The organism is Candidatus Binatus sp., from assembly GCF_036567905.1.
GTDB lineage: Bacteria > Desulfobacterota > Binatia > Binatales > Binataceae > Binatus.
The window spans coordinates 1-26693 of record NZ_DATCTO010000063.1; the positions used below are offsets into that span (position 1 = coordinate 1).

Annotated in this window: 28 protein-coding genes; 16 read left to right on the plus strand and 12 right to left on the minus strand. The window is 62.5% G+C overall.

The genetic code is table 11. The annotated features are described in order from the left end of the window. Positions 1-114 precede the first annotated feature (114 nt). From thiS to VIO10_RS09425, 3 genes are read left to right on the plus strand one after another with little or no spacing between them, the layout of a single operon-like run. Positions 115-333: a sulfur carrier protein ThiS gene (gene thiS / locus VIO10_RS09415; RefSeq protein WP_331962834.1), complete on the plus strand. Its 219-nt coding sequence runs from the start codon at positions 115-117 to the stop codon at positions 331-333. Between the two features lie 24 nt (positions 334-357). Beyond that, entirely contained in the window at positions 358-1134 is a 777-nt protein-coding gene (locus tag VIO10_RS09420) for a thiazole synthase (RefSeq protein WP_331962837.1), read from the plus strand. 6 nt (positions 1135-1140) lie between these two features. Further along, on the plus strand, positions 1141-1830 hold the full coding sequence (locus VIO10_RS09425) for a thiamine phosphate synthase (protein WP_331962840.1): 690 nt from the start codon (positions 1141-1143) through the stop codon (positions 1828-1830). Here the strand turns inward: VIO10_RS09425 and VIO10_RS09430 are convergent. From VIO10_RS09430 to VIO10_RS09465, 8 genes are all read right to left on the minus strand, one after another. Further along, entirely contained in the window at positions 1778-2692 is a 915-nt protein-coding gene (locus VIO10_RS09430; RefSeq protein WP_331962843.1) for a peroxiredoxin family protein, read from the minus strand. The genes VIO10_RS09425 and VIO10_RS09430 overlap by 53 nt on opposite strands. 32 nt (positions 2693-2724) lie before the next feature. Next, the gene (locus VIO10_RS09435) at positions 2725-3630 is read right to left on the minus strand and encodes a cation diffusion facilitator family transporter (RefSeq protein ID WP_331962846.1); all 906 of its coding nucleotides are present in this window, start codon (positions 3628-3630) and stop codon (positions 2725-2727) included. A 15-nt stretch (positions 3631-3645) separates the two neighbouring features. Next, positions 3646-4167: an adenine phosphoribosyltransferase gene (locus tag VIO10_RS09440; RefSeq protein WP_331962849.1), complete on the minus strand. Its 522-nt coding sequence runs from the start codon at positions 4165-4167 to the stop codon at positions 3646-3648. Between the two features lie 54 nt (positions 4168-4221). Continuing rightward, positions 4222-4941 carry a M23 family metallopeptidase gene (locus tag VIO10_RS09445; protein WP_331962852.1) on the minus strand — a complete coding sequence of 240 codons (720 nt, stop codon included), beginning with the start codon at positions 4939-4941 and terminating at the stop codon, positions 4222-4224. A gap of 116 nt (positions 4942-5057) precedes the next feature. Then, the gene (locus VIO10_RS09450; protein WP_331962855.1) at positions 5058-5705 is read right to left on the minus strand and encodes a protein-L-isoaspartate(D-aspartate) O-methyltransferase; all 648 of its coding nucleotides are present in this window, start codon (positions 5703-5705) and stop codon (positions 5058-5060) included. Positions 5706-5948: 243 nt separating this feature from the next. Next, positions 5949-6104 carry a DUF3309 family protein gene (locus tag VIO10_RS09455; protein WP_331962858.1) on the minus strand — a complete coding sequence of 52 codons (156 nt, stop codon included), beginning with the start codon at positions 6102-6104 and terminating at the stop codon, positions 5949-5951. Between the two features lie 24 nt (positions 6105-6128). Further along, the gene (locus VIO10_RS09460; protein WP_331962861.1) at positions 6129-6308 is read right to left on the minus strand and encodes a CsbD family protein; all 180 of its coding nucleotides are present in this window, start codon (positions 6306-6308) and stop codon (positions 6129-6131) included. 47 nt (positions 6309-6355) lie between these two features. Next, positions 6356-6757, minus strand: coding sequence for a hypothetical protein (locus VIO10_RS09465; RefSeq protein WP_331962864.1), 402 nt, complete (start codon positions 6755-6757; stop codon positions 6356-6358). A 403-nt stretch (positions 6758-7160) separates the two neighbouring features. On the opposite strand from VIO10_RS09465, the gene alr reads away from it, so the two are divergent. The 6 genes from alr to VIO10_RS09495 all read left to right on the plus strand — a co-directional run bounded on the left by alr (position 7161) and on the right by VIO10_RS09495 (position 13889). Next, a complete protein-coding gene (gene alr, locus VIO10_RS09470) occupies positions 7161-8288 on the plus strand; it encodes an alanine racemase (RefSeq protein ID WP_331962867.1) in 1128 nt (375 codons plus the stop codon). A 30-nt stretch (positions 8289-8318) separates the two neighbouring features. Further along, positions 8319-9887: a bifunctional phosphoribosylaminoimidazolecarboxamide formyltransferase/IMP cyclohydrolase gene (gene purH, locus VIO10_RS09475; RefSeq protein ID WP_331962869.1), complete on the plus strand. Its 1569-nt coding sequence runs from the start codon at positions 8319-8321 to the stop codon at positions 9885-9887. Positions 9888-9901: 14 nt separating this feature from the next. Further along, positions 9902-11239 carry a phosphoribosylamine--glycine ligase gene (purD, locus tag VIO10_RS09480; RefSeq protein WP_331962872.1) on the plus strand — a complete coding sequence of 446 codons (1338 nt, stop codon included), beginning with the start codon at positions 9902-9904 and terminating at the stop codon, positions 11237-11239. Between the two features lie 78 nt (positions 11240-11317). After that, positions 11318-11923 carry an L-threonylcarbamoyladenylate synthase gene (locus VIO10_RS09485; RefSeq protein WP_331962875.1) on the plus strand — a complete coding sequence of 202 codons (606 nt, stop codon included), beginning with the start codon at positions 11318-11320 and terminating at the stop codon, positions 11921-11923. Next, on the plus strand, positions 11920-13215 hold the full coding sequence (locus tag VIO10_RS09490) for a DUF1015 domain-containing protein (RefSeq protein ID WP_331962878.1): 1296 nt from the start codon (positions 11920-11922) through the stop codon (positions 13213-13215). The genes VIO10_RS09485 and VIO10_RS09490 overlap by 4 nt, the downstream gene beginning before the upstream one ends. 26 nt (positions 13216-13241) lie before the next feature. Beyond that, a complete protein-coding gene (locus VIO10_RS09495) occupies positions 13242-13889 on the plus strand; it encodes a histidine phosphatase family protein (protein WP_331962881.1) in 648 nt (215 codons plus the stop codon). A 3-nt stretch (positions 13890-13892) separates the two neighbouring features. Here the strand turns inward: VIO10_RS09495 and VIO10_RS09500 are convergent, their stop codons facing one another. Continuing rightward, positions 13893-14681, minus strand: coding sequence for a class I SAM-dependent methyltransferase (locus VIO10_RS09500; RefSeq protein WP_331962884.1), 789 nt, complete (start codon positions 14679-14681; stop codon positions 13893-13895). 138 nt (positions 14682-14819) lie between these two features. On the opposite strand from VIO10_RS09500, the gene VIO10_RS09505 reads away from it, so the two are divergent. The 3 genes from VIO10_RS09505 (at position 14820) to gpmI (ending at position 18995) form a co-directional block, all read left to right on the plus strand. Further along, positions 14820-16031, plus strand: a complete 1212-nt coding sequence (locus tag VIO10_RS09505; RefSeq protein ID WP_331962887.1) for a CoA transferase — start codon at positions 14820-14822, stop codon at positions 16029-16031. Positions 16032-16146: 115 nt separating this feature from the next. Further along, on the plus strand, positions 16147-17454 hold the full coding sequence (eno, locus tag VIO10_RS09510) for a phosphopyruvate hydratase (protein WP_331962890.1): 1308 nt from the start codon (positions 16147-16149) through the stop codon (positions 17452-17454). Further along, positions 17451-18995 (plus strand): 2,3-bisphosphoglycerate-independent phosphoglycerate mutase, encoded by a 1545-nt coding sequence (gene gpmI, locus VIO10_RS09515; RefSeq protein WP_331962893.1) that lies wholly within the window; start codon positions 17451-17453, stop codon positions 18993-18995. Before eno ends, gpmI begins: the two co-directional genes overlap by 4 nt. Here gpmI and VIO10_RS09520 read toward each other — a convergent pair. Continuing rightward, positions 18982-21063, minus strand: coding sequence for a nitric oxide reductase activation protein NorD (locus VIO10_RS09520; RefSeq protein WP_331962896.1), 2082 nt, complete (start codon positions 21061-21063; stop codon positions 18982-18984). The two genes, gpmI and VIO10_RS09520, sit on opposite strands and share 14 nt — an antisense overlap. A gap of 121 nt (positions 21064-21184) precedes the next feature. Here VIO10_RS09520 and VIO10_RS09525 point away from each other — a divergent pair, with 121 nt between their 5' ends. Together VIO10_RS09525 and VIO10_RS09530 are read left to right on the plus strand one after the other, a co-directional pair. Then, a complete protein-coding gene (locus VIO10_RS09525) occupies positions 21185-22045 on the plus strand; it encodes a DUF3800 domain-containing protein (RefSeq protein ID WP_331962899.1) in 861 nt (286 codons plus the stop codon). Then, on the plus strand, positions 22042-22545 hold the full coding sequence (locus tag VIO10_RS09530; RefSeq protein WP_331962902.1) for an HNH endonuclease signature motif containing protein: 504 nt from the start codon (positions 22042-22044) through the stop codon (positions 22543-22545). The genes VIO10_RS09525 and VIO10_RS09530 overlap by 4 nt, the downstream gene beginning before the upstream one ends. On the opposite strand, the gene VIO10_RS09535 is transcribed toward VIO10_RS09530, so the two are convergent. Continuing rightward, on the minus strand, positions 22542-22700 hold the full coding sequence (locus VIO10_RS09535; protein WP_331962905.1) for a hypothetical protein: 159 nt from the start codon (positions 22698-22700) through the stop codon (positions 22542-22544). The genes VIO10_RS09530 and VIO10_RS09535 overlap by 4 nt on opposite strands. A 77-nt stretch (positions 22701-22777) precedes the next feature. Beyond that, entirely contained in the window at positions 22778-23728 is a 951-nt protein-coding gene (locus tag VIO10_RS09540) for an IS1595 family transposase (RefSeq protein WP_331962908.1), read from the minus strand. Positions 23729-23873: 145 nt separating this feature from the next. Between VIO10_RS09540 and VIO10_RS09545 the strand changes: the two genes are divergently transcribed. Next, on the plus strand, positions 23874-25298 hold the full coding sequence (locus tag VIO10_RS09545; protein WP_331962911.1) for a pitrilysin family protein: 1425 nt from the start codon (positions 23874-23876) through the stop codon (positions 25296-25298). 17 nt (positions 25299-25315) lie between these two features. Continuing rightward, entirely contained in the window at positions 25316-26683 is a 1368-nt protein-coding gene (locus tag VIO10_RS09550) for a pitrilysin family protein (protein ID WP_331962913.1), read from the plus strand. The last annotated feature ends 10 nt before the right edge of the window (positions 26684-26693 follow it).

Consider the following 26693-nt stretch of genomic DNA (forward strand, 5'->3'; position numbering starts at 1 on the left):
TCCTGCGGGAACCCCTCGAACCTGATCCGGGTAATGCCGGCGTAGGGAAGCCGACAGCGCAACCTTCACGGTTGCGCCCGGGCCGCTTCCCAATACGAGGGAAGCGGCTCAAAAATGTCAGACTCCATCGCAAGCTCAATCACGCTCAACGGCGACCCGTACCCTCTCCACGCCGACACCCCCCTGACCGCACTGCTGGAACGCCTGAACATGCGCCGCGGCCGCGTGGCCGTCGAGCTCAACCGCGAGATCGTGCCCAGGGCCAGATACGATGAGACTATTGTAAGGGCGGGCGACCATGTCGAGATAATCAACTTCGTCGGCGGCGGATAGCCGCCGAAACCGCAAGGCAAAAAAATGCAGGACACTTCATTTGAACTGGGCGGGATGAAATTCCACTCGCGGCTGATCGTCGGCACCGGCAAGTATCGCGACTTCGCCGAGACCAAGGCCGCCGTCGAAGCCAGCGGCGCCGAAATCGTGACGGTCGCCGTACGACGCGTGAACATCACCGATCGCGGCAAGGAAAACCTGCTCGACTATCTCGATCCCAAGCGCTACCAGATTCTTCCCAACACCGCCGGATGCTCCACCGCCGACGAGGCGATTCGCACCTGCCGCCTCGCGCGCGAGGTCGGCGTGGGCGAGCTGGTGAAGCTCGAAGTGATCGGCGACAACCGCACGCTGTTTCCCGATGTCGTCGCGACGATCGAAGCGGCACGCGTGCTGGTCAAGGAAGGATTCAAGGTGATGCCGTATGTCACCGACGATCCGGTGACTTGCCTCAGGCTCCAGGAGATCGGATGCGTGGCGGTGATGCCGCTGGCGGCGCCGATTGGCTCGGGCCTGGGAATCCGCAATCCATTCAACCTGGCGATCATCATCGAACAGGCGAAGGTCCCGGTGATCGTCGATGCGGGCGTGGGAACCGCGTCCGACGCCGCCGAGGCGATGGAATTCGGATGCGACGGCGTGCTGATGAACACCGCGATCGCGGGCGCGAAGGACCCGCTTGCGATGGCGCGTGCGATGAAGCTCGCGGTCGAGGCGGGGCGCCTGGCGTATCGCGCGGGCCGAATCGAGCGCAAGCTCTACGCGACCGCGTCCAGCCCGCTGACCGGCCTGATAGGGTAGGCGGCCTTGTCGTCGCCCCCGCGCGTCAGCTTTCGACTTTATCTGATCACCGATCGCCGCGTCGTAAGCAGCGGCGATCTCGTGTCGGCGTGCGAAGCCGCGCTGACAGCGGCGCGGGAAGCCGCGCCGCCCGGAACCGTCGCATTGCAACTGCGCGAAAAAGATTTATCCGCGCGCGCGCTCTACGAACTGGCGCTGCGCCTTCGCGAAATTTGCACGCGCGCCGGTGCGCCGCTGATAGTGAACGATCGCGTCGATGTAGCAATCGCCGCGGATGCCGACGGTGTTCATCTTCCTTCCGATTCCATCGGCATCAGCATGGCGCGCAAGCTGCTCGGGCCCGATCGGCTCATCGGAGTATCGACTCACTCGCCCCCCGAGGTAGCCGGCGCCGCGCGCCAGCGCGCCGACTTCGCGGTTTTTAGTCCCGTCTTCGATCCGCTATCCAAGCCGGCCGGCGGGTCCGCGCGGGGTGCGAGCGGTCTTCGGGCGGCATGCGGCGCGGGCGCGATCCCGGTCTTCGCACTCGGCGGCATCACGCCCGATCGCGCGCGCGAATTGTTCGCATCCGCCGACCCGGCCGCGCGGCCCGCAGGAGTCGCATCGATTGGAGCGATATTTGCGGCCGACTCGCCGGCCCTTGCTACTGCGGCGATGCTGTCGGCGCTCGACCCGTCGTGGACTCGCCGGCAATGACTGATTTTGCCGCGTCGAGCAGCGTATCCGGCCACGGCAGTTCACGATAATAGGGCGAAGTAAAAATCCATCGCACGACACCATCTCGATCGACGATAAAAAACGCGGGTATCGCGTTGTCGGGCTCGGCATTGCGATGATGTTGCACGAGGCCGAGCGGTGCGAGGATTGATTCGGGGGTATCGCTCAACAGCGGGATCTTCGTGCGCAGAAATCCCGCGAGCATCTTCGATCGTTCGATGGGATCGGCGCTGATGGCAACGGTATCGACGCCGGCGCGGCGAAAATCGCGGGCACGTGCGGTCAATTCAGCGAGCTCGAACCGCGCGAACGGGCAATAGTCTCCGCGATAGACGTAAACTAAAGTTGCGCGCGCATCGGAAGCCACCGGTCCGCGGCGGATCGAGTCGTTCTGATCGACGAGCGCGAAGCCTGGGAATCGCTGTTCCACCGCGAGCTTCAGCTTAAACGGCGGATTCAGCGTCCCGCGCATCGCGTAGCTGACGAATCGGCCGCCGCCCGCTCCAACGACGATGCACGCCAGGAATGCGAGCAGACCGAAGCCGAGTTTGGCGTGCGGCGAATCGAGTCCCAGCGCGAGCCGCAACCCCGCAATCGAGAACACAATCGCACCTGCCATGATCGCGAACGCCGGCCACGGGATTCGTTCGTGAATGCCCATCCACGGCACCGACCAGAACGACACCAGCACATATTCATAGAGCGCGAAGCCGCACGTGACCAGGATGATCGCGCCGATTGCGCGCAGCGGCTGAAATGGCGGAACCACCCAGGGCTCGTCGTACAACTCCGGCGCGCCCGCGTCGTCCACACCCGGATCGCGCGGTTCCGAGGTGGCCATCAGTCGAGTATTTGCAGCATCATGGGGTTGAATCAAAAGTGTTCCGGCTCGCGTTCGCGGCGATTGTCGCATTCAAGCTGCAAGGTTAGATGGTGGATGTCGAACTTGGTCTGCAGCAGATGGCACATCTCGGCGAGCACTCGATCGCGATCCGCATCCGGGGCGACCACCGCGTGCGCCGAAAGCGCGATCTGCCGGGTTGTCAGACACCAGACGTGAAGGTCGTGAACCTCTTCGGTGCCGCTGACGGCCAGCAGGTCGTTGCGCATTTCGTCCAGGTCAATATGCGACGGCACCGATTCCATCAGGATGTCCATGCCCTCGCGCACCAGACCCCACGAACCGTACAGCACCAAGCCTCCGATCAATATGCTCACGGCGGGATCGGCCTGCATCCATCCGGTAAAATAGTTGAGCGCGCCGGAAGCGAGCACGCCCACCGAGCCAATGAGATCGGAGATGACGTGCACGAACACCGCGCGTATCGCCATCCCGCGCCTTGGGCCGCCGGGCGCGTCGGTCGAGGTCGTCCACGCGGAGAAGGCATTCACGCCGATTCCGACGATCGCGACAGCCATCACGCCCAGCCCTGAAACCGGGCGCGGGTTTCGCAGCCGGCCGACCGCTTCGATCCAGATGAAGACCACCAGCAGCCAGAGAAAAAGCCCGTTGAGCAACGCGCCGAGGATTTCCGCGCGAAGATAGCCGTAGGTTTTCGCCGACGATGCGGGCCGCGCCGATATCCAAAGCGTCAGCAGGCCCAGGCACAACGCTGCGATGTCGGTGAGCATGTGGACCGCGTCGGAAAGCAGAGCCAGGCTGCCGGTCAGATAGCCGCCGACGAGCTCAGTGACGAAATAGACCGACGTGACGCCGAGGACGATTAGCAGGCGGCGCCGATCCGAATCCGCAGCCGCACGCGGTTGGCGATTATCCATCGGGCTCCCCATCGCTTAATCATAGTGGACTAGCGAGAAGCAGTTGACCGGCGCCAGGCGCTCGCGTCCCTTGAGCGCGTCGAGCTCGACCACGAACGCGCATCCGATCACATTTCCACCGATCTTTTTCACCAGTTGCAGCGCCGCCGCAGCCGTGCCGCCCGTCGCCAGCAGGTCGTCGACCAGGAGCACGCGACCCAAGCCTTCGAGCGCGTCCTGATGCATCTGCAACGACGCGCTGCCGTACTCGAGGTCGTAGGCCTGATCCACAGTATTGGACGGCAGCTTGCCGGGCTTGCGAGCAATGGCGAGGCCGACGCCCAATCGATACGCCACGGGCGCGCCGACGATAAAGCCGCGCGACTCGATTCCGAGCACCACGTCCACTTTACCGAGGTAAGGCTGCGCCAACTGATCGACTACTGCGGCGAAACCGCGCGCATCGGCGATTAGCGGGGTGAAGTCCCTGAACATTATTCCGGGCTTGGGGAAGTCCGGGACGTTACGAATCAGTTTTTTGATTTCTTCGGCAGTCATCGTTGATTCCGTCGCACTGGTTTCGGGCAATCCCGCGGGTGACGGTCAAAGATACTAGCTGCCGCCGGCCGCGGCAAAGCTGATTGTGTCGGAGGATGCGGGCTCGGGCAGATAGGCGAGCGGGTCTTTGGCGACATTGTCGCGGCGCACTTCGAAGTGGAGATTGGCTCCGGTGGTGCGCCCGGTGCGCCCGATCTGTCCGATCTCCTGTCCGCGCGCGACCCGGGCGCCCTCGCTGACCAGGTTGCGCTCGTTGTGGCCGTAAACTGTCGCGTAATCGTGGTCGTGACGAATGATCACAGTATTACCGTAGCCGTTAAGCGTGCCCGAAAAAATCACGATGCCGCTGTCGGCGGCATAAACCGGAGTGCCGGCTGGCGCCGCGATATCGACGCCGTCGTGCATCGCGCCGTTGCGGATTCCAAATCCCGACGACACCACTCCCTTTGACACCGGCCACTGGAATTGGCGCGACGCCCGCTCACCGGTGTATGGATGCACACCGGTCGACGCGGTACCGATCGACGCGGCCCGATACGCGCCCGGAATCGTCAGGACCTGGCCGACGCGCAGCTCGCGCGGATCGCTGAGTCCATTGGCCACCATCAAGCGCCCGACGCTGACGCCGAATTCATTCGCTATATGGTAAACGGTATCGCCCGCGACGACGACGTGAGTGACCGGGAGTCGCGAACCGGCGGGAGTGTAGGTCGAAGCTGGCGAGCCGCCACCGCATCCCGCCAGCGCGAGCGACGCGGCGAGCGCGATTGCCACGCTCGCGCGCGAAATCCAGCGCGTCCCTGTCAGCCACTCCCCGATCACATCATCCGCCGTCCGTCACCACCGCTACCCGCCGCACCGCATCCTGCGAGCCGCGCGAAACCAGCGCGCTAAGGTTGAAAGCCGTGCTTGCCCGTCATCTTTACGAATCGGCACTCGCCGAAATACTCCTCGCTCCAGTGTCCGGTCTTGTGGCTGATACGCACCAGGGTCTGGAGTTCATCTTCGCCAATCGGCGCGATCAATCGCCCATCCGGCGTCAATTGATTCAGCAGCGGAAGAGCGATTCCCGGCATCGCCGCCGTCACCATCACGACGTCGAAGGGTGCCTCCTCCGGCCATCCATCCGAACCGTCGGCGCATCGAAGATAGACGTTGGCGAAGCCCATCGAGTTGAGCAGCGCGCGGGCGCGATCGTGAAGATGCGCGTTGCACTCGACGGAATAGACTGCGCGCGCCAGACGCGCGAGCACCGCGGCCTGATAACCTGAACCGGTGCCGATTTCGAGAACTTTCTCCGTGCCTTGGAGCTCGGCGACCTCGCTCATCAGTGCGACCATGTACGGTTGCGAAATAGTCTGCGAGTCGCCGATTGGCAGAGGACCGTCATCGTAGGCGTGCTCGTGAAGTTCCGCGGGAAGGAACCGATGACGGGGGACCGTACGCATCGCGGCGAGCACACGCGGATCTTTTATGCCGCGGCGTTCAAGCTGCTCGAGCACCATCCGCTCGCGCGCGTTTTCGAGATCGATCGCCATAGCCGGCGCTATTATACAGATACGCGAGCCAACGATTAAGACATCCCGAGCAGGCTGTGCTCGAATCCCTCCGCACCGATCGTCGGCCAGGCGCGTGATTTCCGAGCTGACAGGTATTTAGTTGGTCGAGGTGGCCGGACTTGAAGCGGCGACTACACGCACCGCAAGCGAAAACGACGAACGGCTTCTGTTCTTCCCTCGGGAACTCGCCAGAGCCTCGTCGCTTCGCGGCATGCGGAGGTTTCAGGCCTGGCGCAGGACGAACAGCACGAGCCACACGAGCAGGATCGTCCCGATCAGGCCGCTGGGCATGTAACCCCATTGGTTACTGAAAGAATGAATCGGAAGCGCGCCGAATAGTGCGAGTGCAATCACTACGAGCAGAATTGTATATAGCACTTTTTTCGAAAGCCGGCGAAATTACTAGCGCTTGTTGTCGTGATTGACCGCCGCAACCGCCTTGTCGATCGTCTTCCCGATCGCATCCTTGACGTTGCCAGCAGCTTGATCCATCTTTCCGCGATTTTTCAGCTTGCGATCATTAGTCAATACGCCAGCCGCTTCTTCGACGCGTCCCTTAACTTTGTCGGTTGTTCCACTCATTAGTTGTTTCTCCTTTTATTGAACCGCGATTTCGATTTTATGCAACTTTACTTACTCGCCGCAGACGCCAGCGGCGTGATTGTCACCGGTATGAGCAACGGTCCGTCTGACAAGCTTCGGTCTATTGAACCGATGCGTCCCCAATCCTCACGCTGCCAGTGCTCCAGAATCACGCGCATCGACCACCAAACCAGGACGAACACGACCAGCGATACAAGCAAGGTGGGAATGGCGCCGTCGAGGCTGAACACTTCCTGATAGCGGCCGGATACGGTGCGGCGAAAGGAATCCGCTTCGACGAGATATCCGCTGACGGGAGTAAACGTGTTCGCAACAAAGCTCGCGAAGGTCGAGTACACGAGGCCGGCCGTCACTCCGGCGAGCAAGCTCACTTTCTCGGCCCCGGCCGATAGATTCGCGCAGACGGGGTCGCGACGAGGTCGTGCCATGCGGGCCTCCTCAAGCCTTGCGATAGTACGAATGGCGTTGGTCTAGCGCAACGTGGTCAAAGGCGAGCGGAAGGGCCACTGTAAGGCTGGATCAAGTCGGGACTCGACTCTTATATCGATTCCGGCTGTTTCTAGTTTGAAGTAGTAATTTACTAGTGTCAAGCCGGGGAAAATATAATCAACTGAGAAATACTACTAATATGTATTCCGCGGCACCCTTATGGTGTTTCAATGGAGGTGAGTGCGCGCCAGCCTAACCCCTTGCGCCCTCACCCGGGCCGGACACGCGGCCTGTGGCGGTGAAACCTTCCGGGTCAGCAGAACCCTCACCTATCCCCGCCCGTGAAATAAGCGCAGAGGCGGGCTTGCGTCCGTGCGCGCGGAGAGAGAGATTCAGCCTTCGATGGCGATTGAAACGCAACGCCCCACTATCGCCGAGATTGACCTCGGCGCGCTCCGCTCCAACTTCCGCGCGCTGCGGGCCGTGGCCGCGCACGGCGAATTGATGGTCGTGGTCAAGGCCGACGCCTATGGGCATGGCGCGGTGACGGTGGCGCGCACGTTGATCGACGAAGGATGCCGTCATTTCGGGGTTGCCACGCTCGACGAGGGGCGCGAACTGCGGGAGGCGGGAATTCGCACGCGCGTGTACCTGCAGGCGGGCTTCTTCGCCGAGCAGGCAGCCGAGATTGTAGCGCTCGACTTGACGCCGTTCGTCTTCGACGCCTCTATGATCGGACTGCTCGACCGCGCGGCCGCATCGGCCGGCCGCAGAGATTTTCCGATTCACGTCAAGATCGACAGCGGCGCGACGCGGCTTGGAGTGATGCCGGCGGATATTCCCGACGTCATCGAGGCGGTCCGGGCCGCATCGGCGGTGCGCCTGGAGGGCGTGTGCACGCTGCTGGCCAACGCCGGCGACCCGCAGAGTCCGATCACCGACGCGCAACTCCGGGTCTTTAATCAGGCGATCGATACGATGAACGCGGCCGGGATGAAGCCTTCGGTCATCCACGTTGCAAATTCAGCGGCGCTGGTGCTGCGGCACGACTCGCATTTCAACCTGGCGCGGCCCGGACTGGCGATCTACGGGCTGCCGCCGGTGGCCGCCGTGCGCGAGCGCGTCGAGTTGCGGCCAGTCATGACGTTCAAGACCCGGCTGATGCAAGTCAAGCGCGCGCCGGCGGGAAGCGGCGTGGGCTACGGGCATACCTTCGTCGCGCCGCGCGAAAGCCTGATCGGCGTGCTGCCGGTGGGCTACGCCGACGGCTACCGCAGGGGGCTGCAACACGGCGGCGAAGTGATAGTGCGCGGCGCGCGCGCACCGGTGGTCGGCGCGGTCTCGATGGACTTGACGACGATCGACGTCACCGACATCGCGGGCGCGTCGGTTGGCGATGAGGTATTCTTGTGGGGCGAATCGGGCGGCGAGACTATCAGCGTGAACGATGTCGCGCGGCTGGCGCAGACAATTTCCTACGAGATGCTTTGCACGGTCGGCAAGCGGGTGCCGCGCGTCGTTCGTAATTAGTTGCGTAGCTGGATGCGGAGCTAGATGGCGATGAGCAGCGACAGGGTAATGATCAGACGCGCGCTGATCGGCGTCGCGGACAAGTCGGGAGTGGCGGATTTTGCCAGGGTGCTGGAACGGCACGGCGTGGAAATAGTATCGACCGGAGGCACGATGGCGGCTCTGGAAGCGGCTGGCGTCAAAGTCAGATCGGTCGAGAGCTTCACCGGCTCGCCCGAGATGCTCGACGGGCGCGTAAAGACGCTGCATCCGAAGATTCACGGCGCAATCCTGGCGCGGCGCGGCGACCAAAGCCATCAGCGCCAGATGCTGCAGCATCGGCTCGAGCCGATCGACCTGGTGGTCGTAAATTTCTATCCATTCGAAAAAACCGTCGCCAAACCCGGCGTGAGTCTTGACGAAGCGATCGAAAATATCGACATCGGCGGACCCACGCTGGTGCGCGCGGCGGCGAAGAATCACGGCGACGTCGCGGTCGTGGTCGATGCTGCGGACTACGCCGCGGTCGCCGCCGAACTCGACTCGCACCAGGGCGCGATCGCCGCGGACACGCGATGGCGCCTGGCGCGCAAGGCATTCGCGCGCGTGACGGCGTACGACGCGGCGATCTCAAATTATCTGGGCACGCATACCGGAGACGGCGGCGAGTCGGCCCTCGGTGAGACCTTCAACCTTGCGCTCGCGCGCGAACAGGCGCTGCGCTACGGCGAGAATCCGCATCAGACCGGCGCGCTGTACGGCCGCTTTCTGGAGATTGCGCATCAGCTTCACGGCAAGGAATTGTCGTTCAACAACGTGGTCGATATCAGCTCGGCGATGAACCTGATGCTGGAGTTCGAGGGCGAGCGGCGCGCGGTGGTGGCAATCCTGAAGCACAACACGCCGTGCGGCGTGGGGGTCGCCCACACGCTCAAGGGTGCGTGGGACAAAGCGTTCGCGACCGATCCGGACTCGCCGTTTGGCGGTATAATCATCGCGAATCGGCCGTGGGACATGGAGTTCGCGCGCGCGGTCGATGAATTATTTACCGAGGTGCTGATCGGCCCGGCGTATCCGGACGAGGTAATTTCGTTCCTGCGCAAGAAGAAGAATCGGCGCGTGATGACGTTCAATCCCGGCGCGGTGGACCGCAAAGAGCTTGACCTCAAGAAGGTGCTCGGCGGATTGCTGGTGCAGACGCCGGACCTGGCGATCGAAGATCCGCGCACAGGCAAAATCGTGACGCGGCGGCGGCCCACCGACGCCGAGATGCGCGCGCTCACGTTCGGAATCAAGGTCTGCAAGCATATCAAGTCCAACGCGATCGCGTTCGTCGCGGAAGATCGCACGCTGGCGGTTGGCGGCGGCGCGACCTCGCGGATCGATCCGGTGTACGCCGCGCGCGAGAAAGCCGCGCGGCTCAAAGTCGCGCTCGCGGGCTCCGTGCTCGTCTCCGAAGCGCTGTTTCCATTTCCCGACGGCCCGACGCTCGCGGCCGAGGCCGGCGCGACGGCGATCGCGCAACCGGGAGGGGCGGTGCGCGACGATGAGGTGATCGCGGCGGCGGACAAGTACGGGCTCGCAATGGTCTTCACGGGGGTGCGCCACTTCAGGCATTAGCTGCGCACCGGGCGATGAAAGTACTGGTTATAGGCAAAGGCGGGCGCGAGCACTCGCTGGTCTGGCGGCTTCATCAGAGCCAGACCGTGCAAAAAATATTTTGCGCGAGCGGAAATCCGGGGATCGATCAGATCGCGCAAGCGGTGCCGATCGCGCCGACCGACGTTGCCGCGCTGGTGGAATTCGCGAAGTCAAAGGCGATCGATCTGACCGTGGTCGGTCCGGAAGATCCGCTCGCCGCCGGCATCGTCGATCGGTTCACGCGCGAGGGACTTAAAATATTCGGGCCGACCGCGGCCGCGGCGCAGCTTGAAACCAGCAAGTCGTTCGCGAAAACGATCATGCGCGAGGCGGGCGTGCCCACCGCCGGCTTCGCCGCATTCGACGACGCGCAATCCGCGCGGCGTTACGTGAAGGCGCGCACGGGATCGATGGTCGTCAAGGCGGACGGGCTCGCGCTTGGAAAGGGCGTGGTCATCTGCCACGACGCGAAGACGGCGCTGGATGCGATCGCGGATGCAATGGAGCGGCGGCGCTTCGGAGGGGCGGGCAATCGGGTAATCGTCGAGGAATTTCTGAGCGGCGAGGAAGTTTCATTTTTCGCGCTGTGCGACGGCGAAAACGCGATTCCGCTCGGCACGTTTCAGGATCACAAGGCCGTCTTCGACGGCGATCGAGGCCCCAACACCGGCGGGATGGGCGCGTATTCGCCGGTGCCGCAATTCGCGCCCGAGCTCGAAGCGCGCGTGATGCGCGAGGTGGTCGCGCCGACGCTGGCGGCGATGAACGCGCGCGGGAATCCGTTTCGCGGGCTGCTGTTCGTGGGATTGATGATCGACGGCGAAAGAATCAACGTGCTCGAGTTCAACGTCCGCTTCGGCGATCCGGAATGCGAAGCGCTGATGATGCGGCTGGACAGCGACCTGGCGCAGCACCTGCTCGCTGCGGCCGAGGGGAAAGTCGCCAATGCGGCGATCAGGCTCTCGCCCCGCAGCTCGGTCGCGATCGTGCTCGCGTCGGGCGGATACCCCGGCGACTACAAAAAGGGAATTGCGATCAGCGGGCTGGATCGGCTCGAAGGCAAACTCCCGTCGGACATCAAGATCAAATGGGCGATGGGCAGGATTCGAGTGAAGGTTTTCCATGCCGGCACCGCGATGCGCGATGGACAGTTGGTGACGGACGGCGGCCGCGTGTTGACGGTGACCGCGATGGCGCCGGAGCTGGCGACGGCCGTCGATGCGGCGTACCAGGCGGCGGAAATGATCGAGTTTGAGGGACGTCATTTCCGGCGCGACATTGCCCGGCGCGCACTGGTGCGCGCTTCGAGCGGCGGCGCCAGTTCCGTATAATCGCTGTCGCAGGAGTCTGATCGTCACTTGTCGCGCTCATCGCCAATCAAACCAAAAAAGCGGCGCACCCGCGCGGCGATGTTTGGGCTGGCGGATGGAATAGCGGCGTTGGAAGCCGGCGAGCTGGTCGTCTATCCGACCGAGACGTTCTATGCGCTCGGCGCCGACGCGTTTTCATCCACCGCGCTGCGCCGCCTGTTTCGAGTGAAGGGGCGCGAGCCGGGACGTCCGGTCGGATTGATCGCGGCGGACACTGCGATGGCATTTTCGGTAGCGCGCGAAATACCGATCGATGCACGGCGGCTCGCCGGCGCGTTCTGGCCGGGACCGCTGACGATCGTTTTGCCGGCTCGCGACGGCCTGGCGCCGGAGCTGACCGGACCCGACGGCGTCAGCGTGCGCGTATCGCCAAATCCGGTGGCACGCGCACTCAGCGCGGCAATCGGGCGGCCGATCACGGCGACCAGCGCGAACCTGAGCGGGAAGGCGCCGGCCAGCACGCTCGACCAAGCGCGCGCGGGGCTGGGCGAAAAAGTTAAAGTTTACCTTGAAGGTGGAAAACTGGCGGCCTCGGCCCCCAGCACGGTCGTCGCAGTCAAGGGAAGCGAATGTAAAATGGTGAGAATGGGAGCGATTTCAGAAGATCAGATCGCGGCCGTGTTGGCGGGAGACGCACTGAAATGAGCGCGCTCAGCAAACGGATCGAGCCATTTCGCGCGCTGATGTATAATCGTCAAATTGCCGGCGACCCGGCGCAGGTCGTGGCGCCGCCGTACGATTTGATCGGCGCGGCGCGCCAGAAGCAACTCTACGAACGCAGTCCGTACAACGTCGTGCGGCTCGAACTTGGCCGCGAAGCGGATCGCTACGGCGCGGCGGAAAAAACGCTGGCGGAGTGGCTGGCGGCGGGCGTCGTCGAGCGGTCGGCGCGGCCGGCGATTTATCAATACACGCAGACTTTCCAGGTCGAGGGCCGGCTGCTTCATCGCACCGGATTTATCGCGCGAGTCCGGCTCGAGGAATTCGATCGCGGGCGCATCGTGCCCCACGAGCGAACATTCCCAGCCGCGAAGGAGGACCGTCTGCGGCTGCTGACGGCGCTCCAGGTCAACACCAGCTCGATCTTCGCGCTGTACTCGGGCGCGCATCCCGAGCTTGACCGATTGCGCGAGCAGGTGGCCTCGCGCGAGCCGCTGATCGATCTCGTCGATGACCTGGGAATCCGCAACGAGCTGCGGCCGATCGAGGCAGCCGGTGAAATCGCGCTCGTTCAGCGCGAACTCGAATCGCCACGCTTGTTGATCGCCGACGGACACCATCGCTACGAAACCGCGCTGAACTATCGCCGCGCGCGGCGCCACGAGAACGCCTCGAGCGAGCCCGAGCCGTATGACTATACGATGATGACGCTGGTGGCATGCGGCGATCCGGGGCTGGTGATTCTGCCGACGCATCGGGTGGTGAAATCGCTGCCCGCCGGCGCGATCGCGTCGTTCACGCGGCGCGCGAGCGAAGTGTTCAACGTCGAGGAAATCGCGCATCGCGACACATTTCGCGCGCGCCTGAACGATTCGGGCGCCGGCGCAATCGGCGTGACGCTGAAGGGAAGTTCCAACTACCTGATCCTGCGGCTGCGCAGCCGCAGCGCGATGAAGGCCGCGATGCCCGGCGCGGCGGCCGAGGTTCGGCGCCTGGACGTGTCGGTTCTGCACGCGCTGGTGTTCGATCGAATATTCGGCCTCGGCGCCGACGAGATTCGGAAAGGCGGAAACATCGAATACACGATCGAAATCGGCGGCGCGCTCGGCGCAGTCGCGCAGGGACATGCCGACGGTGCGTTCCTGATGAATCCGCCGTCGATCCAGGATGTCGAGCGGGTGAGCGACGCGGGGGCGACGATGCCTGAGAAATCGACTTACTTCCACCCCAAGCTGCTGACCGGCCTGGTGATGAATCCGCTGTCCGACGGCGAATGATTTCCGCCGGGCGCCATCGCAGTTAAATGATCAAACGCCAAAGTCGCGGCTCGCGATTGGTCCTGGTTCGCCACGGCGAGACCGAAGGCGAGTCCAGCATCAGGTATCATGGCCGCACCGACGTGGCGCTGTCGGAACTCGGGCGCGCCCAGATGCGCCTGGCGGGCCGGGCGCTCCGGGCGCATCGCGAGGGCGGCGGAAATTTCGCGTGCATTTTTTCCAGCCCACTCGTTCGCGCCTCCGAAGGCGCGCGAATCATAGCCGGCGACCCGGCGCCGCTGATCACGATCGATGAGTTCGCCGAAGTTCACTTCGGATTGTTCGAAGGACTCACCGCCGATGAGATACGCGAGCGTTATCCCGACGAGTTCGCGCGATGGAACGACGACCGGCTCGCGCCGAGCTACACCTATCCCGCGGGCGAGAGCCGGGCCGGCTTTGCCAATCGCGTCGAGCGCGGCCTGGAACGCATGCTGGCTCTATGGACGCCGCGCGGCGATTCGGACGCTGACGACGCGCTGCTGATTGCGCATCGTGGAGTGATTCGCGCGATCGTGCAAAAGCTGACGAGTCAGGAGCCGGTCGTCGAGTTAGGATCGATTCAGGTTATCCGCTTCGACGGCGGTTGGCATGCCGAGATGCTTGATTTGATCGATCATCTGGGCGGCTCCTGAAGCTCACACGCGGCGCAGCACGCCCGTCCAGCGGTAGCGGCATTTGTCCAGCGGCTTGGTGAATGACAGGTCGCAGTAGGCGGCGGCCATTTTGAACATCCCCGACGCCAGCGCCGCGAGTTCCAGCGTGGATGGGAGCGTGTAGCGCACCGGAATCAAATCGCGAGTGGTCACCGCGCCCGCGGGAAAGTTGATGGTGCATTCGAGTTCGTAGATCGAATGCAGCGGCGAGTGCCACGCGACGGGGCGGTGGAACTCGCGGATGTCGAGTGTAACCCCGGCGGCGCGCGCGGTGCGTTCGCGCCACATCGTCCGCCGCGGCGCACGCGGAATCGGGTCCTGGCGATCGATGTCGATGCAGTACAAGCCGCCGCGCTTGAGCGCGCGGCCGACAGATCTGAGATGCGAGAGCAGATCCACGTTCTCGACGATTACCGGAAATGTTTCGGACATGAAGATTGCGGCGTCGAAGCGGCGCTCGGGAAGAGTGAACTTTTCGATCGGCCGGCGGTAAAAGCGAAGATTCGCAATTGCCTTCGCTTTGCGCCGCCCCGCCGCGATCATCGCCGGTGAACGATCGATTCCGACGACCTCGAATCCGCTGCCGTTGCCCGCCAACAGACGCCCGTGGGGTGAGTCGCCGCACGCGATGTCAAGGATGCGATGCGTCGGACGCTTGCGATGGCGCTTCCATAGCTGTTCCAGGAAAACCACTTCGGCCGGAATTTCGCCGGGACTTTCCAAATGCGCGCGGCGGAAGACGTCGGGATATTGATAGATGCTCGGTTCCATCGGCGATGAGCGTACAAGCGGCGCGCATTCAGGCCAATGGCAGTGCGGGAATGAATCGAGACTTGAGATTGCGCGGCGAACCGCGGGATAATGCCCGCGCGTCCGAGTTCCTGAACGACCATTTCGGGGAAAGCCACGATGAGCAAGCCGCTTGAGGGAATCAAGGTCGTCGAGATCGCGCAGGAAATCCAGGGGCCATTTGCGTCGCTGATTTTGGCCGACATGGGCGCCCACGTAGTCAAGGTCGAGAACAAGGAGACCGGAGATCTGAGCCGCTGGATGCTGGCCGCGCTGATTGGCGGACTGGAGGTCAAGAACGCGCTGCTGTCGCATTACTTTATCGCGATGAATCGCGGCAAACGGAGCATCACCGCCGACCTGAAAAAACCCGGCGCGATCGAGATGATCCGCCGGATGCTGAAATCGTACGACGTGCTCGTCACCAACTATCGGCCCGGCGTGCTGGACAGGCTCGGACTCGGCTACGACGAAGTGCGCAAGATAAATCCGCGGATCGTATACGCGCAAGGCAGTTCATGGGGGCCGAAGGGGCCGTGGGTGACGCGGCCGAGCCGCGACACGCTGGCGCAGGCGGCCAGCGGCCTGATGGCGAAGACGGGGATGCCGGCCGACCCGCCGCTGGCGGCGGGGATTTTCGTCGCGGATCATTCGGGAGCACTGAGCCTGGCGAGCGGAGTTCTGGCGGCGCTGTTCGCGCGCGAGCGCAGCGGCACGGGGCAAAAGGTCGACGCGTCGATCTACGGCACGATGATCGCGATGCAGGGGATGGAGATCAATTACACGTCGCTAACCGGCGTCGAGCCAGAGCGCGCCGGCCGCGGGCATCAGTTTCTGCGCGGGATTTGGGGCGCGTTCCCCACCAGCGACGGGCACATCTGCATTGCGGGCGTGGATGAGCAGCGCTGGCCGTCGTTCTGCAGGATCGTCGGAATTCAGCACCTGGAGAAAGATCCCGAGTACTCGGACAACGTGATTCGTAATTTTCATGGCGACAAGATTCAGAAAGTGCTCGACGAGATCTTTCCGACGAGAACGACCAGGGAGTGGCTCAAGGAACTTATCGACGCCGATATCCTGGCGACCGAGGTCGTCGATTACCGCGCGATGCTGAAAAGCGAGCAGGCGCGCGTCAACGGATACCTGCTCGAACTCGACCATCCGGTGGCGGGCAAAGTGCTCGTGTCAGGCGCGCCGGTGACGATCAACGGTGAAGTTGCGACCGCGGCCGAGCCTGCGCCCGAACTCGGGCAGCATACCGAGGAAGTGCTGCTCGAACTCGGCTACACGTGGGAAGAGATCGGCGCGCTGCGCGACAGCGGCGCCGTTTAACTGTCCGGCGATTCTCGGCATTGGCAGGGTTGTCTCTCCCGGAGCCGCGCGTGACAAGCTGGCCCGGCCTGCTCTAGAATGCGGGACTTCCGCAAATGCGGTGAGGTTTGAGTCGATGGCGGCATCCACGGAAATCGCAGAGATCAAGGCGCGCGAGATTCTCGACTCGCGCGGAAACCCTACAATCGAAGTTGACGTGCGGCTTCGCGGCGGCGCGCTCGGCCGCGCCGCGGTACCGTCGGGCGCATCGACCGGCGTCCACGAAGCGCTCGAGCTTCGCGACGGCGACGCCAAACGCTACGGCGGCAAGGGCGTGCTGAAAGCGGTCGCCAACGTTAACCAGACGATCGCGGCCAGGCTCAAGGGCGCCGACGCGGCCAATCAGAGCGCGCTTGACCGGGCGCTGATCGAACTGGACGGCACCGCGAACAAATCGAAGCTGGGCGCCAACGCGATGCTCGGCGTATCGCTCGCGGCCGCGTACGCATCTGCCGCAGCCAACGGAATGCCGCTGTATCGGCATCTCAATCCTGACGCGCGCGTGATGCCGGTGCCGCAGATGAACGTGGTCAACGGCGGGCGTCATGCGGACTCGAACGTCGATATGCAGGAGTTCATGATCGTGCCGGCGGGCGCGGGAAATTTCGCCGAGGCAATCCGGATGGGCGCGGAAGTCTTTCATGCGCTGGCCGCCGTGCTCAAGAAACGCGGCCATTCGACCAACGTCGGCGATGAGGGCGGATTCGCGCCGAATCTCAAAAGCAACGAGGAGCCGATCGAGGTGATCCTCGAAGCGATCGCGAAGGCCGGCTACCGCCCCGGCATCGACGTGTCACTCGCGCTCGATCCGGCGTCGAGCGAATTTTACGAAGATGGCAAGTACGTGTTCGCGCGCTCGGACAAAAGCGCGCGCAGCGCGGAGCAGATGGTCGAGTTCTACGCGGCGTGGCTGAAGAAGTATCCGATCGTCTCGATCGAGGACGGGCTGGCCGAAGACGATTGGGCGGGATGGAAAATCCTGACGCGCGAGCTCGGGGCGAAGACGCAACTGGTCGGCGATGACATATTCGTCACCAATCCGAAATTTCTAAAACGCGGAATCGACGAGCACGTCGCGAATTCGATTCTGATCAAGCTCAACCAGATAGGCACGCTGACCGAGACGCTCGCCACGATCGAGATGGCGCGCACGGCGGGATACACCAGTGTGATTTCGCATCGCTCGGGCGAGACCGAAGATACGACGATCGCGGACCTGGTGGTCGCCGCCGGCACGGGACAAATCAAAACCGGATCGATGAGCCGGGGCGAGCGCACCGCGAAATACAACCGGCTGTTGAGAATTGCCGAGGAGCTGGGCGCAAAGGCGAAGTATCCCGGCGCCGCGGTTTTCAAACGCGGTACGGCGGGCGGGAAATCGTGATCGCCACGCGGCCGCCGGTTGCAGCGCTGGTGATTTTCGACGGATGGGGAGTCAGCAAGAGCGTCGCGTCAAATGCGATCGCCGCGGCGAAGACTCCCGTGATGAACCGACTCTACGCGACGCAGGCGCATACCGAACTCGACGCGTCGGGCGAGGCGGTAGGCCTGCCGCCGGGCGTGATGGGCAATTCCGAAGTCGGGCATCTCACCATCGGCGCGGGCCGCGTGATCTACCAGGATTTGATGCGAATCACGAAAGCGATCGAGAGCGGGGATTTCGCCCGCAATCCGGCGCTGGCCGATGCGATAAAACAAGTCGTCGCAAACGGCGCCACGCTGCACATCTGGGGACTGCTTTCCGACGGAAGCGTGCACAGTCATATCGATCATTTGATGGCGCTGCTCGACGTCGCTGCTGCGAATGGCGCGGGCAGAATTGCGGTTCACGCCGTGCTCGACGGGCGCGACAAACCGCCGCGCTCGGCGCTTGAGTTTATCGACCAGCTCGAAGCGAAGCTGAAGCAGCTTGGGCGCGGGCGAATCGCGACGGTCACGGGACGCTACTACGCGATGGATCGCGACAAGCGATGGGAGCGAATCGAGCGAGCGTGGCGCGCAATCGTTGAAGGGGATGGCTTGGCCGCGTCGAGCGCGCGCGAGGCAGTGGAGAACTCGTACGCCGCCGGCAAGAGCGATGAGTTCGTCGAGCCGCACGTGATCGGGGAGCGAGCGCCGATGGCGGACGGCGACCAGGTCATCTGCTTCAACTTCCGCGCGGACCGGGCGCGCGAACTGACGGCCGCGGTCGCGCTGGACGGATTTTCCGGCTTTCGGCGTTCGCGCACCCCAAAAGTCGGCTACGTGTGCATGACCGAGTACGACCGTTCGTTCGCACTCGCGTTGGCGTTTGCGCCCGAAGACGTGCGCAACACGCTCGCCGAGGTGCTGGCGCACGCGGGGCTCAGGAATTTGCGCGTCGCGGAGACCGAGAAATATGCGCACGTCACCTATTTCCTCAACGGCGGGGTCGAGCAGGCGTTCCCGCTCGAAGAGCGCGCGCTGATTCCGTCATCGAAGGTCGCGACCTACGACCTCGAGCCGGCGATGAGGGCGGCGGCAATCGCAACCCGGGCCGGCGAGGGAATCGAAGGCGGCAAGTTCGACGTGATCGTGATGAACTTCGCCAATCCCGACATGGTCGGCCATACCGGCAAGTTCGAGGCGACGGTGATGGCGGTCGAGGTGGCGGACGCGGCGTTGGGCGTCGTGATCGAGGCGCTCGCAAAGCGCGGGGGCGTCGCGCTGATCACAGCGGATCACGGCAACGCGGAATTCATGGCCGATCCCGCGACCGGACAGGCGCATACCGCGCATACCACGAATCCGGTGCCGCTGATTCTTTACGATCCGAAATTCAAAGGGCGGCTCAAGGACGGGGGGACGCTCTCGGACGTGGCGCCGACGCTGCTCGCGATGCTTGAAGTGAAAGCGCCGGCCGAGATGACGGGGCGCGATTTGCGGATCGCGGCTACCAGCGGATGACTTGCTCGTAAATCTTGGGCAACTGGCGCGGCAGCGATGCGATGTCCTCGATCACCAGGTAGCGCGACGATTGGCACATCTGGCGCAAGTAGTCGTGGCCGGTTTTGTCGACCGTGATGCAGAACGGCAGCACGCCGGCCAACTCGAGTTCCTTCAACGCGACCATCGTGTCCTGAATGCCGTAGGCGTTCGAGCGGCGATCGTGGCCGTAGTCGAAATCCTGCGGGAAACCGTCGCTGAGCAGGATCATGTGCTTGGCGCGCGAGGACACGTCCTTGAATTTCTCGCGCACGTGGCGAATCGCAGCGCCCATCCGGGTTGAGCGCTTGGGTTCGACGGCGCCGACGCGGGCCTTCACCTCGTCGGTGAGTTCCTGATCGAATTCCTTGATCACGTAAAACTCGACGTTGTCGCGGCCGTGTCCGGAGAAGCCCATGATCGCGTACGAGTCGCCGATTTCCTCGAGCGCCTGCGCCATGATGACGAGCGCTTCCTTGTTTACGTCGATGATGCGGCGGGGACGATTGGCGGTCTGCGGGCGGCGCTGCCACGCCTTCATCCAGTCGTCGGTGTCGTCATCGTCGGTATGCTTGCGCGGCTCGCGATGGACCGGCTCGTCGGTCGAAGCCGACATGTCGAGCAGGAACAGGGTGGCGACGTCGCGCGCCTCTTTCTTGCGCGCCTTGTAGAAGCGGCCGTCGGGCGTCTCGCCCATCAGACGCGCCACGCGAGCCTCGATGGTGCGATCGATGTCGATTTCTTCGCCGTCCTCGAGTCCGCGGACCATCCGGTACGATGCCGGGCGGATGCGCTGGAAGTTGCGCCGGACGCCGGGCAGCATCTCGGCGTAGCGAACGAGCGTGTTCTCGAAAAAATCGCCCTCGTCGCCGGCCAGCGGAATTTCGCGCAGCCGGCACCAGTTGCGGCGGTAATCGTTCAGCACGTAGTCCCATTCGTCGTAGGCGTAGTAGGAATCCTGGCGGCCGCGGCCGATCATCAAGCGTCCCTGACCGGTGACGGAACCGACCTCGCCGAGCTGCTCGCGCATCTGCTCGAGCTCGCTGAGCTGCTTGCCCGTCAGTTGCGTCAGGTACATGCCGTCGCCGTCGGCGCTGCCGTTGCCTTGCGACGGTTTGAGCTCGGCGCCCTGCTCGATGAGCTTGCGCAATTCCTCAGGCGAGAGCGCCCTGCCCTTGCCGCCCTTGGATTGCTTGCCCGAGACGTCCATCTGAACGTTCTGATCGGGCTCGCCGCCGCCGTCGCCATCTTCGCCTTCATCGCCTTCGCCGGCGGTCTGCGTTTCCGACCCCTTGATTCCCTTGATCAGGTCGTTGCGCATCATCTCGGCTTCTTCTTCGCTTAGCGGATCGCCTTCGCCGCGTTCGCGCGCATCCCGAATCAGCTCCTGGAGCCAATTGTAGAGCGAGATGACCTGGCGGACGCTGGTCATGACGTCGGCGCCGCGCTCGCGAACGGGAGCGAACTGTCGCGCGGCCATCCGCACCAGCGGGGAATCCAGCCCTTCGCCGGTCGCCTCGAGATCGAGCGCCGCGCGCACCAGCATCGTACTCAAAGACTCGGGATGAAGCCGAGCCAGCAGCGAGCGATTGAGGCCCGCGATGCGCGGTGCAAGTCCGCGATAACGGCGCGCCAGTTCGGCGTCGATTCGCGCCGACTCCGCCAGCCGCATCAGAGCGCCAGCCAGGCCCGGGTCGTCGAACGACGCGACGAAGCTGTCGATCGCCTCGACGCCGGTCTCGCCGCGCTCTTCGAAGCCTGCGATGTCCGCGAGCTTCAGCTTGAAGGTGCCGAAGTCATGACGCGCCGCCAGATGGGCGGTGGTAACGAAATAGTAGATGTAGGCGTCGCCGCGAGTGCCGAACGGTTCCAGCCGCTCGGGCAGATAGATCATTTCGCCCGGCAGGAGCGGATAGTGAAACGGCAGCATCGGGCCGCTGTTGGCAAGCGAGTCGATGCGGAACTCAAGCGGAAACAACATCCGCATGAACTTCGTCAGCACGCCCTTGATTTCGAACAGGTCCTGCGCTTTTTCGGCAATTTCAGGCATCGTCTTACAACATAATCATTGTTACAAAGAGCGCTCTACCGATGCAATTTAGGGCAATTATATACTTGACTCACCCGCCGTTAAGCGGGTATGGTCAGGGCCAGAACGGGAGGGCCGGTAGATGCCCTCTCTACAAGCTGAGGCAATGCGGGCGCTTCATGGGCTCTTCAATCACTCCTGTTTTGCGATTCCGAGGCGACCGCTGAAAGTGGCCCTATACGTCTATCTAGATGAAAGCGGCAAGTTCCATGATGGAACAGGCTTCATCTGCCTGTGCGGATACATGGGCGAGGATGCGCAGTTAGCAAAGTTCAATGGACGTTGGGCGCGGCTACTTAAGGACTCCCATCTTTCAAGTCTCCACACAACGAAATTTCCTTCTCAAAGCAAAACACTTGGCCTAGACAAAACGGAAGCGGACAAACTTCTGACGAAGTTCGTCGATATAATTCGCGAGTCTGAACTGTTCGGATTCGCCGTGGGTGTGGACGGAAAATACTTCAAACAGAAACTGAAATTGGCGGGCCGTCCAGACGTAGACCCCGCGCTGTTCGCAATTCATCGCATCTTGCGCGAGATGCGCGAGGCGTGCGCACAAGTGCACAACCACCAACCGCGCATCATGCTCACGTTCGATGAATCCGAGGACTATTCGATCACGTGCTACAAACTAATTTCGCGACTACGAAAGGCAAATCCAGAAGTCAGAGAAATGATTTTGGCAATCACCTTTGCCGACGATGAGCATTTTTCTCCGCTTCAAGCCGCCGACCTGCTCGCAAACCTGACGAACAAATATTGGCGCGATAGTCTGACTGAGGCATCGCCAAAAGTGCCTGAATTGCTTAAGCGGCTTCTGACTCCGCCAGCACCTGGTAAGGGTGTAGCCATGTGGCATAAGCCCGAATTTTGGAACGCCGCAGAGATCGATGCGCACTTGGCGGCCATCGTCGCTGCCAAGGGGATGCCGAATAAGCTGTGACCAAACCACGACCACCGCTATCGAAAGAATTGCAGTTGCGCGTTTTTCGGCGCGACAAATGGGTCTGCCGCTGGTGCAACCGGCCCGTGATCTTCGCGCCGGTCATGCGACTCATAGAAAGCAAGGTGAGAAACGCGGGCAGGGTTGAACCGCTTTCGTATTATCACACCCATTGGACACGCGACGGCGCGCCGCTGCTCGACGAACTGGGCGCGGTGATTGATCACATCGAAGCGCACTCCACTGGCGGATCGAGCGAAGAACCGAACCTCGCGACGGCGTGCTGCAGATGTAACGTGCGGAAAAGCGCCGCTTCGATGCACGAATGGGCCAAGCGCCCTCAGCGAAAACCGATCAAGGGAAAGTACGGAGAACCGCAACACTGGGACGGCCTGTCGGCGTTGTTCGTCGTTCTCGCAAAACGTGATCGGAGTGGCCTGACAGCTTCCGAGAAAGATTGGCTGAGAGTTCTCGCCGGAGCGACTGCCGATGCGCGCTAAGCGATCTTCTTCGATGCTTTGCGCTTTCTGCGCTTGCGCCGATGCTCAGCGGCCTTCGCGTCCACTTCCGCTTTCGGAACCGCGAACAGCGCCTTTCCCAGCTTCTCGAATCGCTGGAAAGGCGAGAGGGAACTGGACGGGTCGGCTTTTGTCACGTTTCCAGATTACCTATGTTCCGCATGCCGTTGGAAGCTGCTCGCGCTTTTGTTTTTTCCCGCGTTCTTGCCGACGCTCAACTAAGCGCGCTGGCCGATTCGTCCTTGCCGGTCAAGTGCTGATAGGTCAGACGCTTTCCAGTAACGCCCGCAAGCGTTTCGACGAAACGGCTACCGTCATCGGTCTTACGATTGTTGTATCGGAACGCCTGCTCATCCAGATAGCGGAACAGATGGAACGGCTCGACGCTGACGTAAGTTCCCTTCAATCCGCGCTTCAACAGCGACCAGAAGTTTTCAATCGTGTTCGTGTGCACGTTGCCCTGAACGTAGGCTTCCGCGTGATCGATTACGTTGTGTACGTACTCGCGATCCAAACCGTGGTATCCAAGCCAAGCATCGGTGAAAACGTAGGAACCGCCCTGAACGTATTTTCTCACCTGAGTCTGCAAGGTATCGCGCTGAACATTGGGCACGTGCACTACGCGAACCTGCTTGCTCTTGCGATCCACCAATCCCATCACGACCGCTTTACCGGCCCCGCCCGTGCCCGTGATCTTGACCTTTTTGTTCTTGTGCATATTTCGGGCGAGGCCACCGATAAAAGTTTCGTCTGCTTCCACTTCTCCGGTCAGCTTTTCAAAGCTGCCAGTGTTCATCGCCAAACGGATGCGATGCAGCATGAACCAAGCGGTCTTTTGTGTGACACCCAGATCGCGCGCGATCTCGCAGGAGCTAACTCCGTTCTTGCAATTGGCCATCAGCCAGATCGCGGTAAACCACTTGTCCAAGCCGATAGGCGAGTCCTCGAAAACCGATCCCACTTTGGCGCTGAATTGCTGCTTGGGATGTTTGCTCTTGCACTTCCACACGTGGCGCGTGGAGAGGAGCGTGACTTCTTTGCTTCCGCACGTTGGGCAAGTGACGCCGTTCGGCCAGCGCAAAGCAATCGTGGTCTTCAGGCAATTGTCCGGATCGGCGAAGTGGCGGATCGCCTCGTTCAGGGTTTTTGGAATGTTCGCGTTCATGATCAAAATATAGCGCAAATCGCATGGTGAGTCAAGTATATAATTGCCCAATTTAGCTTGATCGCCGGCGCGCTGCGCAAGGCGGTGGTCTTGAGTTTAATTCCTTGACTTGCTTGCGGGCGGCGGACTTAGATGATCGCAAGCTATGCGCATCACGATCTTTGGCAATCATCGCCGCCTCCTTCCGATGGCGGCGCTCGGTACCCTTCTATGCCTGGCCGCCGCGGCGCCGGCGCGCGCGGGAATCGCGGACGCGGTCAAGGCCCAGACTCTTCCCAACGGGCTCAGAGTGCTGGTGCTGGAGAATCACAAGGCGCCGCTGGCGCTGTTGAGCGTCTTCTACCGCGTCGGCTCGCGCAACGAGCAGATGGGCAAGACGGGACTGTCGCATCTGTGCGAGCATCTGATGTTCAAGGGCACCAAGAAGCTGGGTCCCGAAGAGTTCTCGCAGATCATCCAGCAAAACGGCGGGATGGATAACGCGTTCACGGAAACGGACTTCACCGACTATTTCGAGAAGATCAACAAGGATCACCTGGACGTGCCGATCACGCTCGAAGCCGATCGGATGGCCAACTTCGAGCCCAAAGAGTTCGACAAAGAGAAGCACGTCGTGCTCGAGGAGCGGCGGCTGCGCACCGACGACAATCCGGAGGACGCGCTCGACGAGATGGTCCGCGCGCAAGCGTACGTGGCGCATCCGTACCACTGGCCGGTGATCGGATGGTTCCACGACGTTGACGGGCTGACGCTGGCGGACGCGATGGCTTATCACAAAACTTATTACTCGCCGCAGAACGCGCTGATCGTGGCCGTCGGCGACTTCAACGCCGACCAGGTGCTCAAGCAAATCAGCGAGGCGTTCGCGGGAATCAAGAACGGGCCCAAGCCGCCGCCGGTGACGGAACTCGAACCGCCGCAAGCAGGGACCCGGCGCGTCGAACTGCGGCACGCGGCCAATCTTCCGGCGTTCGAACAGGCGTATCACGTGCCGAATATTTCCAGCCCCGACAGTTACGCGCTCGAAGTGGCTTCTGAAATTCTGAGCGACGGGCAGAGCTCGCGGCTCTACAAGAAGCTGGTCGTCGAAAAGCAGATGGTGGTCGATATCGGCGCCGGCTACGAGATGACCTCGTTCGATCCGGGATTGTTCATCGTGTCGGCGCAGATGCGGCCGGGCGTGACTGCGGCTAACACTCAGGCCGAGGTCGAAAAGGAGCTCGCCGCGCTGCGCGATGCTCCGGTCGGCGCAGAGGAATTGCAGAAGGCCAAGAATCTCGAGCAGGCAGAATTCGTTTTCGGGCAGGACTCGATCATGCGCGAGGCCGAACTGCTCGGCGCGTACGAACTGCTCGGCGACTACCATCTCGTTGACAAGTACCTGGACGGAATCGACAAGGTGACCGCGGCTGACGTGCAGCGGGTCGCGAAAACTTATCTGGTCGCGGCGAACATGACTGAAGGCGTGCTGGTGCCGACCGGCGTTCTGCCGCATGGAGGCGGCGGACTGAGCGGCGGAGAGTTGCGCCATGCTCCCGACGTGGGCGAGAGCGCCGAGGTGATGCGATGAGCGGCGCGGCGGATCGGATGAGAATGTTTGCTTTCGTTGGCGTCACGGCAATCGCGGCGTTGGTCTTCGCGGCCTCGCCGTCGCATGCACTCGAGATCAAGCGGATGACGCTCAGCAACGGCGCGGTCCTGCTCGTCTCGGAAGAGCATCGGCTGCCGATGGTCACGATGATGATCGAGTTTGACGCGGGCACGCGGCGCGATCCCAAGGGCAAGGAAGGGTTGGCCGAGCTGACGGCGCGATGCCTTTCGCAGGGCACCAAGGAACTCACCGCGCCGGAGTTCGATCAGAAAGTCGATTTCATGGGCAGTTCGGTCGGGGTGTCGGCCGGCCGCGACTATTCGACCGCCGCGATGACGACGCTGATGAAGTACCAGGGCGACACGCTCAAACTGCTGGCGGGAATCCTGACGGAGCCCGGACTTCGGCAGGCCGACATCGAACGCAAACGCGCCGAGCAGGTCGCCGAAATCAAAGCGGCGGAAGAACAACCGGGCTACACCGCGGACGTGGAATTCACGAAGGACTTGTTCGGCGACTCGCCGTACGGCCATCCGGGCGAAGGCTCGTCCGAATCGGTCGGCAAACTCAGCGCCGACGACGTGCGCGGCTTCTACCGCGACAATTACAAGCTCGGCAGCGCGATCATCGCGGTGGCCGGCGATGTGACCGCCGACGAAGTTAAAGCATCACTTGAAAAAGAGCTGGCCGGCCTTTCCGGCGCCGTCGCGCCTCAAGCGCAACCGCCGCCGATCACGGTCGCGCCGGGTCTTCATGTGAAACTGATCGATCGAAACGTCGCGCAAGCCAACATCATAATGGGTTCAGCCGGCGTAGCGCGTTCCAATCCCGATTTTTACCGGCTGAAAGTGATGAACTACATACTGGGCGGTGGCGGATTTTCCTCGCGCCTGGTGAAGGTCGTTCGCAGCGAGCACGGACTCGCCTACTCGGTCGCCAGCAGCTTCGAGCCGGGCAAGTTCCAGGGCGCGTTCACCATCAGCCTTCAAACCAAGAACCAGAGTTCGAACCAGGCAATCGATTTGATTCTGCAGCAGCTTCGCGAGATCCAGGAAAAACCGGTCAGCGACGCCGAACTGAATGGCGCGAAAAAGTTTCTGATCGGCAGCTTCCCGCTGGGGCTCGAGCGGCAGAGCGCGATCGCGTCCTTCATGGTGCAGGTCGAGTTCTACGGCCTGGGGCTCGACTACGCGGAGCAGTATCCGAAGCTGATCGGATCGGTCACCAAGGATGAAGTGCTGGCGGTTGCAAAAAAATATCTGCACCCCGATTCGATGATCGTCGTCGCGGCCGCGAACCAGGGCGAAGCAAAGATCAAGACCGCGCAGATGGAGAAAGCCGCCGACGCCGCCAGCGCGCAATAGGGCCGCAATT

Bases quoted from the DNA above. Each gene is read 5' to 3' on its own strand.
- VIO10_RS09500 (WP_331962884.1), bottom strand. From the start codon at position 14,681: ATGGAACCGAGCATCTATCAATATCCCGACGTCTTCCGCCGCGCGCAT.
- VIO10_RS09525 (WP_331962899.1), top strand. From the start codon at position 21,185: ATGCCCTCTCTACAAGCTGAGGCAATGCGGGCGCTTCATGGGCTCTTC.
- VIO10_RS09540 (WP_331962908.1), bottom strand. From the start codon at position 23,728: ATGAACGCGAACATTCCAAAAACCCTGAACGAGGCGATCCGCCACTTC.
- VIO10_RS09485 (WP_331962875.1), top strand. From the start codon at position 11,318: ATGTTTGGGCTGGCGGATGGAATAGCGGCGTTGGAAGCCGGCGAGCTG.
- VIO10_RS09450 (WP_331962855.1), bottom strand. From the start codon at position 5,705: ATGGCGATCGATCTCGAAAACGCGCGCGAGCGGATGGTGCTCGAGCAG.
- purH (WP_331962869.1), top strand. From the start codon at position 8,319: ATGAGCAGCGACAGGGTAATGATCAGACGCGCGCTGATCGGCGTCGCG.
- eno (WP_331962890.1), top strand. From the start codon at position 16,147: ATGGCGGCATCCACGGAAATCGCAGAGATCAAGGCGCGCGAGATTCTC.
- alr (WP_331962867.1), top strand. From the start codon at position 7,161: ATGGCGATTGAAACGCAACGCCCCACTATCGCCGAGATTGACCTCGGC.
- VIO10_RS09520 (WP_331962896.1), bottom strand. From the start codon at position 21,063: ATGCCTGAAATTGCCGAAAAAGCGCAGGACCTGTTCGAAATCAAGGGC.
- VIO10_RS09550 (WP_331962913.1), top strand. From the start codon at position 25,316: ATGAGAATGTTTGCTTTCGTTGGCGTCACGGCAATCGCGGCGTTGGTC.
- thiS (WP_331962834.1), top strand. From the start codon at position 115: ATGTCAGACTCCATCGCAAGCTCAATCACGCTCAACGGCGACCCGTAC.
- VIO10_RS09505 (WP_331962887.1), top strand. From the start codon at position 14,820: ATGAGCAAGCCGCTTGAGGGAATCAAGGTCGTCGAGATCGCGCAGGAA.
- VIO10_RS09420 (WP_331962837.1), top strand. From the start codon at position 358: ATGCAGGACACTTCATTTGAACTGGGCGGGATGAAATTCCACTCGCGG.
- VIO10_RS09495 (WP_331962881.1), top strand. From the start codon at position 13,242: ATGATCAAACGCCAAAGTCGCGGCTCGCGATTGGTCCTGGTTCGCCAC.
- VIO10_RS09490 (WP_331962878.1), top strand. From the start codon at position 11,920: ATGAGCGCGCTCAGCAAACGGATCGAGCCATTTCGCGCGCTGATGTAT.
- VIO10_RS09545 (WP_331962911.1), top strand. From the start codon at position 23,874: ATGCGCATCACGATCTTTGGCAATCATCGCCGCCTCCTTCCGATGGCG.
- VIO10_RS09435 (WP_331962846.1), bottom strand. From the start codon at position 3,630: ATGGATAATCGCCAACCGCGTGCGGCTGCGGATTCGGATCGGCGCCGC.
- VIO10_RS09465 (WP_331962864.1), bottom strand. From the start codon at position 6,757: ATGGCACGACCTCGTCGCGACCCCGTCTGCGCGAATCTATCGGCCGGG.
- VIO10_RS09440 (WP_331962849.1), bottom strand. From the start codon at position 4,167: ATGACTGCCGAAGAAATCAAAAAACTGATTCGTAACGTCCCGGACTTC.
- VIO10_RS09460 (WP_331962861.1), bottom strand. From the start codon at position 6,308: ATGAGTGGAACAACCGACAAAGTTAAGGGACGCGTCGAAGAAGCGGCT.
- purD (WP_331962872.1), top strand. From the start codon at position 9,902: ATGAAAGTACTGGTTATAGGCAAAGGCGGGCGCGAGCACTCGCTGGTC.
- VIO10_RS09430 (WP_331962843.1), bottom strand. From the start codon at position 2,692: ATGGCCACCTCGGAACCGCGCGATCCGGGTGTGGACGACGCGGGCGCG.